Annotated in this window: 9 protein-coding genes; 5 read left to right on the forward strand and 4 right to left on the reverse strand. The window is 73.1% G+C overall.

Translation table 11 applies throughout. The annotated features are described in order from the left end of the window. Nucleotides 1–93: 93 nt before the first annotated feature. Together AC0CYZ_RS17000 and AC0CYZ_RS17005 are read right to left on the reverse strand one after the other, a co-directional pair. The gene (locus AC0CYZ_RS17000) at nt 94–747 is read right to left on the reverse strand and encodes an antibiotic biosynthesis monooxygenase (RefSeq protein WP_472217426.1); all 654 of its coding nucleotides are present in this window, start codon (nt 745–747) and stop codon (nt 94–96) included. Between the two features lie 14 nt (nt 748–761). Continuing rightward, entirely contained in the window at nt 762–1,328 is a 567-nt protein-coding gene (locus tag AC0CYZ_RS17005) for a nucleoside deaminase (protein ID WP_472217428.1), read from the reverse strand. A 172-nt stretch (nt 1,329–1,500) separates the two neighbouring features. Between AC0CYZ_RS17005 and AC0CYZ_RS17010 the strand changes: the two genes are divergently transcribed. The 3 genes from AC0CYZ_RS17010 (at nt 1,501) to AC0CYZ_RS17020 (ending at nt 4,930) form a co-directional block, all read left to right on the forward strand. Further along, nucleotides 1,501–2,199, forward strand: coding sequence for a 5-formyltetrahydrofolate cyclo-ligase (locus AC0CYZ_RS17010; RefSeq protein WP_472217442.1), 699 nt, complete (start codon nt 1,501–1,503; stop codon nt 2,197–2,199). Between the two features lie 89 nt (nt 2,200–2,288). Then, nucleotides 2,289–3,254, forward strand: a complete 966-nt coding sequence (locus tag AC0CYZ_RS17015) for a cyclase family protein (protein WP_472217430.1) — start codon at nt 2,289–2,291, stop codon at nt 3,252–3,254. Further along, nucleotides 3,251–4,930 (forward strand): class I adenylate-forming enzyme family protein, encoded by a 1,680-nt coding sequence (locus tag AC0CYZ_RS17020; protein WP_472217432.1) that lies wholly within the window; start codon nt 3,251–3,253, stop codon nt 4,928–4,930. Before AC0CYZ_RS17015 ends, AC0CYZ_RS17020 begins: the two co-directional genes overlap by 4 nt. A gap of 115 nt (nt 4,931–5,045) precedes the next feature. Here the strand turns inward: AC0CYZ_RS17020 and AC0CYZ_RS17025 are convergent, their stop codons facing one another. Continuing rightward, nucleotides 5,046–5,267, reverse strand: a complete 222-nt coding sequence (locus tag AC0CYZ_RS17025; protein ID WP_472217434.1) for a hypothetical protein — start codon at nt 5,265–5,267, stop codon at nt 5,046–5,048. A 77-nt stretch (nt 5,268–5,344) separates the two neighbouring features. Continuing rightward, nucleotides 5,345–5,887, reverse strand: a complete 543-nt coding sequence (locus AC0CYZ_RS17030; RefSeq protein WP_472217436.1) for an HdeD family acid-resistance protein — start codon at nt 5,885–5,887, stop codon at nt 5,345–5,347. Between the two features lie 86 nt (nt 5,888–5,973). Here AC0CYZ_RS17030 and AC0CYZ_RS17035 point away from each other — a divergent pair, with 86 nt between their 5' ends. Continuing rightward, a complete protein-coding gene (locus AC0CYZ_RS17035) occupies nt 5,974–6,564 on the forward strand; it encodes a DUF305 domain-containing protein (protein WP_472217438.1) in 591 nt (196 codons plus the stop codon). Between the two features lie 127 nt (nt 6,565–6,691). Continuing rightward, nucleotides 6,692–7,557: copper resistance CopC family protein (locus AC0CYZ_RS17040; RefSeq protein ID WP_472217440.1), on the forward strand; the 866-nt coding region annotated here is incomplete at its 3' end.

The following is a 7,557-nucleotide window of genomic DNA, read 5'->3' on the forward strand; positions in this document are numbered from 1 at the left end:
CATCGGCGTGCCGTCGGGGAGGGCGATGGCGGGCACGGTCACGGATCCCGGGTTCCCGCGCACGGGCCGGCCGACCCCACCGGCCAGGCGCGCCTACGTCGTCAGCACCGCGAACACCCCCGCGGCGACGGCGAGGAACACAAGCGAGGCGACGGTGCCGAGCACGTCGGTGCGCGGTCCTCGGGACGGCGGCTCCGGTTCCAGCCAGAAGGCCAGGGCCCGCGTCACCACGGGCATGACGACCCAGGTGAGCAGGCTGACCGAGGCCACGTTGCCGATCAGCAGGCTCGCCCACAGCGGTCCCGTGGGCCACAGCGCCGAGATCACCAGGGTGAGCAGCACGACCGTCGGGTAGAGGCCGACCAGGACCGACAGCGCCGTCTTCCACGAGGCCGGTGCCGCGGCCGGCCCGGCGCCGCCGGGGAACCAGCTCCCGAACAACGTCGCGACCCGCCGGAGCCGGAAGTCACGGAACCGCTCGCCCTCGGCCAGCAGGTCCCGGCGCGCGGCCGACCCGAGCCAGGTCTCCAGGTCCTGCTCGCTGGCGAACCGGGACATGGCCACCCAGTCGTCCTGCACCCCCGGCACCGGGCGGAGGAGTTCACCGCCCCGGTGCCCGGGGGATCGTCGTTCGGCGTCGGAGAGCCGCCGCTGCCAGGCGAGGAACGCCGCCTCGTCCTCGGGAGGCACGCTGTGGGCCACCACGACGGTGACCAGCTCGGCGAGCTCGGCGGGGTGGGAGCCCATCGTCCACCGGCCCGTCAGTAGGCGTAGCGCTCGGGCGAGGCCAGGTACTCCTCGTAGAGCGCGGCGCCGAGGTCGGGACGGAGCTGCTCGATCTTGATCCGGCGCTCGGGGAGCGGGCGGGTGAAGTCCTCGTACTGGAACTGGTCGTCGAAGCCGACGCCGCGGGTCGCGTCGAGGTCGTTGGCGAAGTACACCGCGTCGACGCGGGCCCAGTAGATGGCGCCCATGCACATGGGGCACGGGATGCCGCTGGTGTAGACCTCGGTCCCCATGAACATCCGCGCCCGGGCCTCGACGACGTCGGGCGAGCCCTCCGGGCGCGGCACCAGCGCGAGGTGGCCGTCGGGACGCCGCTCCCTCGCGATGGTCGGGGCGTCCGGGTTGAGCACCGTCGCGGCCTTGCGGAGCATCTCGACCTCGGCGTGGGCGGTCACGTCGCCGGTGAGCAGCACCCGGTTCTGGCCGCGCGCGAGGACCTCGCCGTCGCGGACCAGGACCGCCCCGAACGGCCCGCCCCACCCGTTGCGCACCGTCTCCGCCGCCAACCGGCAGGCTTCGGCCATCAACTCGTCGTGGGTCATCGGTACCGGCCTCTCGTCGCGCCTCATCGTGGGACGACGGGAACGCTAGGCCGCCCGCGGTACTACCGATAGACCGAACGGAGTAACGGCTCGACCACGGAGTGAGGCCACCATCCCCAGACACGACGTCGACGCCGGCGGCCCCCCGGAGCTCCTCGCCGCCAAGCAGGAGCTGCGCGAGACCGTCTGGGAGACGCTGTGCGAGCACGGCCACGCCCGGTTCCCCGGCGCCCGCGGCCGCATCCCGAACGTCACCGGCGCGGAGGCCGCGGCGGAGCGGCTCCGGGGGACCGAGGTGTGGCGGCGGGCCCGGACGATCAAGTGCAACCCGGACTCGCCGCAGTGGCCGGTCCGCCAACGGGCGCTCGAGGACGGCAAGACGGTGTACATGGCCGTGCCGCGCCTCGCCGACGAGAACCCCTTCTTCCTCCTGGACCCCGACGACCTCGGCGGACGCTCACCCCGCCAGGCGTCGTCGATCAAGGGCGCGACCGCGGCCGGCCGCACCGTTGCCGTCGCCGACCTCGAGCCCGTGGACCTCGTCGTCACCGGTTGCGTCGCCGTCGGGGAGGACGGCTCCCGGCTGGGCAAGGGCGGAGGGTTCAGCGACCTGGAGTTCGCGCTGGCGTCCGAGGCCGGGCTGGTCGCCGAGGACACCCCGGTGGTCACGACGGTGCACGAGGACCAGGTGCGCCCGGCCGGGGAGATCCCGGTGGTCGACCACGACGTGCGCCTCGATCTCGTGGTGACCGCCGACCGCGTCATCACCTGCACCCGCGCCCCGCGCCACCCCGCGCGGATCGCGTGGGACGAACTCACCGAGGAGAAGATCGCCGCGATCCCGCTGCTGCGCCGGCTCCGCCCCGGCTGAGCGGGCCCCTGGCCCAGAGATCAGCCCTTGTCCCGTGGCCCGGGCGCGGGGCACGGTGGTGCGCGTCACCTGATCTCGAGGAGGAGACGATGGCGGACGCCCCGTCGATGGCGGAACTGCTGGGCCAGGACACCCCCACGAACTGGGGGAAGTGGGGTCCCGACGACCAGGTCGGCTGCCTGAACTACCTCGACGCGACCCAGGTCCTGCGGGGGGTGTCGAGCGTGAAGGCCGGGCAGGTGTTCACGCTCCAGTGCCCGATGGGCCTGCCCCACGGCGACCCGGTCTTCCCGGGCCGGGCGGGCATCGAGCGCGAGATGATCTGGGACCAGGACGCGTTCGCCCCGGGCGGGATCGGCCCGTCCTTCCCCGGCGGCCTGCGGGCCTCCGACGACAAGGCGACCATGTTCCTGCAGGGGTCCTCGCAGTACGACGCGCTGGGCCACGCCTGGTACGACGACCGCATCTGGAACGACGTCGACGCCGCGTCCACCAACGGCGGCGGGATGAGCTGGGCGTCGATCATGCCGATCGCGGAGCACGGCGTCGTCGGGCACGGGGTGCTGATCGACATGGCGCGCCACCGCGGCAAGGACTGGCTCGGCAAGGGCGAGACCTTCACCCACCGCGACCTCGAGGAGGCGGCGGCCGCGCAGGGCACCTCGATCGAGAACCGGGACGTGCTGCTGATCCGCACCGGGTGGCTCAAGTACTTCTACGCGGTGTCCAACGAGGAGTTCTACGAGGGCTTCATCGAGCCGGGCCTCACCTACTCCCGCGAGCTCGTGGAGTGGTTCCAGAGCAAGGAGATCCCCAACCTGGTCACCGACACGATCGCGAACGAGGTGACCTACGACCCGGAGTCCGGGGTCGCGCTGCCGCTGCACGCGGCGCTGCTGCGCAACCTCGGCCTCTCGATGGCCGAGATCATCTGGCTCGACGACCTCGCCGACGCCTGTGCCGCCGACAACCGGTGGGACTTCCTCTACACGGCCGCGCCGCTCAAGATCCACGAGGCGACCGGCGCTCCCGTCAACCCGGTGGTGATCCGATGACTGCCCAACAGACCTCGGTCTACGAGTCCAAGCCCTGGCTCGCCCGGTACCGCGACGACTACAACCACGGCGAGGTGACCGTCGAGTTCGCGAGCGCGCTCGACATGGTCCGTGCCGCGGTGGAGCGGGACCCCGACTGCGAGATCGTCAGGTACTTCGACGGCACGCTGACGATGCGCGAGCTCGACGAGCTCTCCGACGCGTTCGCCGTCGCGCTCACCGAACGGGGCTTCGCGAAGGGGGACCGGCTCGCCACCTACCTGCAGAACATCCCGCAGGTGCTGGTGGTCGTCGTCGGGACCTGGAAGGCCGGCGGCATCGTCGTCAGCGTCAACCCGATGTCGCGGCAGCGCGAGCTCACCACGATCCTCACCGACTGCGAGGCGACGGCGATCGTCGCGCAGGAGGACCTCTGGTCGATCGCGGGCGAGGTCGTCCCGAACACCAGCGTGCGGATCGCGTTCACGACCTCGCCGCTGGAGTTCCAGACCCGGCACGACGAGCGCCTCTTCGGCTCGATGGAGCGCATCGACTGCGAGGGCGCCGAGGACCTGACGACGGTGCTGTCGCAGTTCCGCGGGCGGAAGCCGGACCCGGTCGAGCTCTCCGGCGACGACGTCGCGTTCCTCGGCTACACCTCCGGGACCACCGGGCCGCCCAAGGGTGCGATGAACACCCACCGCAACATCGTGTTCAACGCCCAGACCTACCGGGACTGGATCCAGCTCGGGCGCGACGACTCGGTGTTCGGGGTGGCGCCGCTGTTCCACATCACCGGCGTCGTCGGGCACCTCGCGATCGCGCTGCTGCTGCCGTGCCCGCTGGTGCTGGCCTACCGGTTCGAGCCGGGCGTCGTCGTCGACGCGATCCGGGAGCACCGCCCGACGTTCTCCATCGGCTCGATCACGGTGTTCATCGCGATGATGAACGCGCCGAACGCCGACCGGGACGCGCTGTCGTCGATGGTGAAGGTCTACTCGGGCGGCGCCCCGATCCCGCCGTCGACGGTGAAGGCCTTCCAGGACCAGTTCGGCCACTACATCCACAACTTCTACGGCCTCACCGAGACCAACTCGCCCTCGCACGGCGTCCCGCTCGGGGCGACCGCGCCGGTCGACGAGGCCTCCGGGGCGCTGTCGGTCGGGGTGCCGGTGTTCGACACGATCGTCCGGATCGTGCGCGACGACGGGACCGAGGCCGACGTCGGGGAGGTCGGGGAGATCACCACCCGCGGCCCGCAGGTGGTGCCGGCCTACTGGGGCAAGCCCGAGGAGACCGAGAAGGCGCTGCGCGGGCCGGGCGGGATCGTCGAGCTCAAGACCGGCGACGTCGGGTACATGGACGACCAGGGCTGGTTCTACGTCGTCGACCGCAAGAAGGACCAGATCAACGCCGGGGGGTACAAGGTCTGGCCGCGTGAGGTCGAGGACGTCCTCTACGAGCACGCGGCGGTGCGCGAGGCGGCCGTCGTCGGGGTCCCGGACGAGTACCGCGGCGAGACGGTGAAGGCGTTCGTGTCGCTGCGGCCGGGGTCGGAGGCGACGCCGGAGGAGCTCATCGCGTTCTGCAAGGAGCGGATGTCGGCGTACAAGTACCCGCGCCAGATCGAGCTCCGCGACGAGCTGCCGAAGACGGTGACCGGGAAGCTGCTGCGTCGGGAGCTCCGCGGCACCTGACCGGCACCGGGCCGGTCCCGCCCGGGGACGTACGAACGGCCGGTTCGTCACCATCGACGGTGACGGACCGGCCGCTCGTACGCTCGGGGAGCTCGCGGCGCTCGGGCCGGACCGCTCAGGCGCCGGCGAGGACCTCGTCGAGCACGCCGGCCCGGGCGTCGGCGACCAGGTCGGCGAGCTGGCCGAGGCTCATCTGGATGCGCTGGCCGAAGTCGTCGGTGATCACGACGCGGCGCTCGTCGGGGGCCGCGGGGTCGAGGTAGAGCTCAGGGCAGCCGCAGCTGCACTGTCCGCAGAACGTGGCGACGTGCTGCAGTCCCGGGGTGGCGGGGTCCATGGCGTCCTCCTCGTGGGGGTGGGCGCCGAGGACCGTAGGCAGACCGGGTCAATGCGTGGACGGCCCCGAACGGGTGGTCACCGCGAGCGACGCAAGTTCATGGCGAGCCCGATCTCAGAGGCGCCGCGCAGCAGGAAGCCGAGCCCGGCGAGGATCGCGACCGTGCTGGCCGCCGCGGCGAAGTTGAAGAGCAGGATGAGGGCGGCGAGGAGCGCGAGGACGCCCATGACGATGTTCCAGATCCGGTGCTCGGAGGTGCGCGCCGCGACGAAGAGGTCGTTGATCCCGACGAACAGGAACCACAGCAGCAGGCCCACGACGAGGATCACGACCCCGGCGACGGGCCGGAAGATCACGAAGATGCCGGCGAGCGCCGTGATGACCCCGAAGATCACGACCCACCACCGGCCGGGAGCGCCGTGCTGCACGCGCAGCGCCGCGGTCGTCTCGATGATCCCCGACATCAGCAGGCCGATCCCGAGGAACAGGGCCAGCAGGAGCAGCGTCGCGCCCTGGAAGACGAGGGCGAACAAGCCGATGACGACGCCGAGGATGCCGTCGGCGAGGATCCAGCCCCACCGCTTGGCGACGTCGGGCGAACCGAGCGTGGAGGAGGTCATGACTCGGTGACTACACGACCGACGGCCCGCTGACCAGGGACGCCCGGCGAACGGTGGACGCACATCGGGTCCGGCAGGGTGAAGCCGTGGGGTGCGCAGCGCGGTGGGGCCGGGTCGGGGCGGGCGTGGCGCTCGTCGTGCTCGCCGTCGCAGGCTGCGCGGACACGCCGGTGGGTCCCGGACCCGGCACGACGACGGCCGCGCCGGCACCCGCCGTCGTGGGCGCGGTCGACACCGACTACGCGCGGACGATGCTGGGCCACCACGAGCAGGCGCTCGAGCTCGCCGCGCTGGTCCCGGGGCGGTCGTCGTCGCCCGACGTCGCCGACCTCGCCTTCCGCATCGACCGCGCGCAGATCGAGGAGGCCGGTCAGCTGCAGGGGTTCCTGCGGCTGCGCGGCGCCCCGGCCGACCCGGGTCCGATGACCGGTATGCCGGGAATGGCCGACGCGGCGACGCTCGCGCGCCTGCGCGCCCTGTCCGGGCCGGCATTCGACCGGCTCTGGCTGCAGACCATGACCGTCCACCACGAGGGGGCGCTGGTGATGGCCCGCGGACAGCTCGACCGGACCGGCGGCGAGGCGTCGACGTCGCCGCTCGCGGAGTTCTCCCGGACGCTGCTGGTGGGTCAGCAGGCCGAGATCGACCGGATGCGCGCGCTGCTCGCCCGCGGCTGAGGCCTCGCGGCGCGGGCACCCGGGTGGTCCGGACGACTCCGGACGAGGCGCCGGGAACCGGACGGGCCCGGCGAGCGACCCGACATGTGTGCGAGGGCTCGGCGTGGTGGTGCGGCGGAGCGCAGCCGTGGTCGTCGTGGTGCTGCTCGCCGCGCTGGGTGCGATCGGTGCGGCGGTGCCGGCGTCCGCGCACGCCATGCTGGAGCGGACCTCGCCGGGGGCCGACAGCGTGGTCGCCCGGGCCCCCGACCGCGTGGACGTCACCTTCAGCGAGGCCGTGACCCTGGTGCCCGGCGCGGTGCGGGTCTACGACGGCGGGCTGCGCGAGGTCGACGCGGGCGCGGCGACCCACCCGGACGGCGACCCGAACTCGGCCGTCGTCGCCCTGCCCGCCGGGCTCGCCGCGGGCACCTACACGGTCACCTGGCGCGTCGTGTCCGCCGACTCCCACCCGGTCTCGGGCGGCTTCCGGTTCTCGATCGGCCACCCCGGGCCCAGCGCGACGCCGCCGCCGGCGGGTGATCCCGGGGGAGGAGCGGCGGGGGCGCTGCTCGCCGTGGCCCGCTTCGTCGAGTACGCGGGGCTCGCCGTGCTCGGCGGCGCCGTGGTGCTCGTGGCGCTGCGCCGCGCCGGGGCCGACGTCCCGACGCTGCGGCGGGGACGCCGCGCAGTCGTCGCGGGCTGGTGGGCGCTGCTCGTCGGGAGCGTGCTCGCACTGGTGCTGCAGGGTCCCGACGCGACCGGGGTCGGGATCGGCTCGGCGCTCGACCCCGCGGTGCTGGCGACGACCCTGGGCTCGCCGACGGGGCTCTTCCTCGCCGCGCGCGTGGTGCTCGTGCTGCTCGCGGGCCTCGTCGGGCGCCGGCTCGTGGCCGCGACCGACGCGGTACCGGCGACGGGGGAGCGGGCGGTCGTCACGGTCGCGGCCGGCGTCGGCGCGGCGGCGACCTTCTCCGCCTCGGGCCACGCGGCCGTCGACCCGCCGGTGGTGCT

This window comes from Actinomycetospora sp. (assembly GCF_055612215.1).

Coding starts and splice junctions, on each gene's coding strand:
- AC0CYZ_RS17025 (WP_472217434.1), bottom strand. CDS start 5,267: ATGGACCCCGCCACCCCGGGACTGCAGCACGTCGCCACGTTCTGCGGA.
- AC0CYZ_RS17030 (WP_472217436.1), bottom strand. CDS start 5,887: ATGACCTCCTCCACGCTCGGTTCGCCCGACGTCGCCAAGCGGTGGGGC.
- AC0CYZ_RS17020 (WP_472217432.1), top strand. CDS start 3,251: ATGACTGCCCAACAGACCTCGGTCTACGAGTCCAAGCCCTGGCTCGCC.
- AC0CYZ_RS17005 (WP_472217428.1), bottom strand. CDS start 1,328: ATGACCCACGACGAGTTGATGGCCGAAGCCTGCCGGTTGGCGGCGGAG.
- AC0CYZ_RS17015 (WP_472217430.1), top strand. CDS start 2,289: ATGGCGGACGCCCCGTCGATGGCGGAACTGCTGGGCCAGGACACCCCC.
- AC0CYZ_RS17000 (WP_472217426.1), bottom strand. CDS start 747: ATGGGCTCCCACCCCGCCGAGCTCGCCGAGCTGGTCACCGTCGTGGTG.